A 2555-nucleotide genomic window follows, 5' to 3' on the forward strand; every position below is an offset into this window, starting at 1 on the left:
CTCGACAATATGGCCGCGGCTCTTCAGCGTATCGACGGTGGCTTTCGGAATCCGGCTTTCCACCACCATCACGCCGGGGCGCGAGGTGCGCGGCCAGAACGAAATCGGAAAATGCTCGGAATGCCAGGCCGGCGCATCGATCGCTTCCTGCAGATTCATCTTGGCATGCACATGTCGCAGGAAGAATTGCGTGGTCCATTGGTCCTGCTGGTCGCCGCCCGGCGACCCCCATGCCAGATACGGCTCGCCGTCGCGCAACGCCATGGTGGGTGAGAGCGTGGTGCGCGGGCGTTTGCCGGGCGCCAGCGCCGCCGGGTGATCTTCCTCGAGCCAGAACATCTGCGCGCGGCTGCCGAGGCAGAAGCCCAGTTCCGGAATCACCGGCGAGGATTGCAGCCAGCCGCCCGACGGCGTCGCCGAGATCATGTTGCCGGCCTGGTCGATGATGTCGAAATGCACGGTGTCGCCGCGCACCTCGCCGAAGCGGCCGACGGTGGGCTCGCCGGCGCCCATCGCGCCGACCGCCTCGCGACGGCCTTCCTGACGGCGCAGTCTTACCACCGCGCCAAAACCCTGCACCGAGCCGGGGACGAAGTCGAACGAGGCCTTCTCCGAGATCAGCTTGCGGCGCGCGTCATTGTAGGGATCCGACAGCAGCGTTGCGATCGGGATTTCGCCAAAATCCGGATCGCCGTAGAATTTCTCGCGGTCGGCAAACGCGAGCTTGGCGCATTCGATCTGCAGATGAATGAATTCCGGGCCTGCAGGATCGAGCCCGTCGAGCTCAAAGCCCTTCAACAGCGCGAGCTGCTGCAGCATCACCGGCCCCTGGCTCCAGACGCCGGGCTTGCAGACGGTGTAACGCCCGTAGTCATAGGTCAACGGCGCTTCGACGCCAGGCTGCCAGCGCGCCATGTCGTCGCCGCGCAGCACGCCGCGATGCGGCGAGCCCGAGACATCCATGACCTCCTGGGTGCGGCAGAAGCTGTCGATCGCCTCGGCGACAAAACCGCGCGACCAGGTTTCTCGCGCGCGCTCGATCTGTGCCACGCGATCGGCGCCGGCGCTTTCGGCTTCCTTCAGGATGCGGGCATAGGTTTCCGCAAGTTGCTTGTTGGTGAACAGCGTGCCCGGCTTTGGAACTTCAAAATTCGGCAGATAGACCGCGGCCGACGTTGGCCAGTGCTGGCGGAACAAGGGTGCGACGGTTGCGATGGTGGCGGAGGCGCGCTCGACCAGCGGATAGCCATGACAGGCATAGGCGATGGCCGGCTCGAGCACGTCGCGCAGCCGCAAGCTGCCGTAATCGCGCAGCAGCAGCATCCAGGATTCGAACGTGCCCGGGACGCAGGCGGCGAGCAGCCCGGTGCCCGGCACCATGTCGAGGCCCTCGCTGCGATAGTGCGCGATGGTCGCGCCCGCTGGCGCCGGCCCCTGGCCGCAGATCACCTCGGTGCGGCTGCGCTTGATGTCGTGGACGATGATCGGCACATCGCCGCCGGGACCGTTCAGATGCGGCTCGACGACCTGCAGCGTGAAGGCCGTGGCGACGCCGGCGTCAAAGGCATTGCCGCCTTTTTCCAGCGTGGCCATCCCGACCGCGGTGGCAATCCAGTGGGTCGATGTGACGACACCGAACGTGCCTTCGATCTCCGGCCTGGTCGTGAACGGGTCGGGATTGATGTTGCTCATTCAAATCCATCGTGTTGATGCGGCGGCCCGAGCGCACTTGACCACAGCCAAGGCGGCCTGCCAACCAGGGCGCCGCGCCGCCTCGTTCTCATCCCTGTGATCATGCGGGGATCATGGCCTGCGCCGGCGTGTTGACGGCGTGGCAGGCGACGCCGTCGATCAGCGCGGGCGCTTCCTTGCGGCAGCGGTCAAACGCCAGCGGGCAGCGCGGATTGAACGCGCAGCCCGGCGGCGGATCGATCGGATTGGGGATTTCGCCCTGCACCGGAATCCGCTGCCGGCCGGACATCGCCAGATCGGGTACCGCGCCCAGTAGCATCCTGGTGTAGGGCATTTTTGGATTGGCAAAGAGCTCGCGGCCTTGCGCGATCTCCACGATGCGGCCGAGATACATGACCCCGATGCGGTTCGCCATATGCCGGACCACGGCCAGGTTATGGCTGATGAAGAGATAGGTGAGGCCGAACTTGTCCTGCAGGTCGCGCATCAGATTGAGGATCTGGGCCTGCACCGAGACGTCGAGCGCCGAGGTCGGCTCGTCGCAGATCAGGAATTCGGGCTGGCTCGCCAGCGCGCGGGCGATCGAGACGCGCTGGCGCTGGCCGCCCGAGAACTCGTGGGGATATCGGTCGGCATCCGACGGCGCCAGCCCGACCTGGCGCAGCAGCGCCGCGACCCGGTCGCGCCGCGCCGCCCGGCCGGCGACCAGCCGGTGCGCGCGCAGCGGCTCGGCGACGATCGCGCCGACCCGCCAGCGCGGGTTCAGGCTGGCATAGGGATCCTGGAAGATCATCTGCATGCGGCGGCGCATCGGCCGCTGCCGCGCCCGCGTCAGGGTGCCGAACTCGGCGCCGTCGAACGCG

2 protein-coding genes are annotated in these 2555 nt (G+C 67.0%); both read right to left on the reverse strand.

Annotated features, from left to right (window positions below; all coding sequences use genetic code 11):
• The coding region (locus ABSG20_RS34495) for a gamma-glutamyltransferase family protein (RefSeq protein ID WP_423868905.1) at positions 1–1692 on the reverse strand (1692 nt) is incomplete at its 3' end.
• A gap of 100 nt (positions 1693–1792) precedes the next feature.
• A partial coding sequence (locus tag ABSG20_RS34500) for an oligopeptide/dipeptide ABC transporter ATP-binding protein (RefSeq protein WP_423868906.1) occupies positions 1793–2555 on the reverse strand: 763 nt, incomplete at its 5' end.

This window comes from Bradyrhizobium sp., from assembly GCF_049512235.1.
In the GTDB taxonomy this organism is placed as follows: Bacteria; Pseudomonadota; Alphaproteobacteria; order Rhizobiales; family Xanthobacteraceae; genus Bradyrhizobium.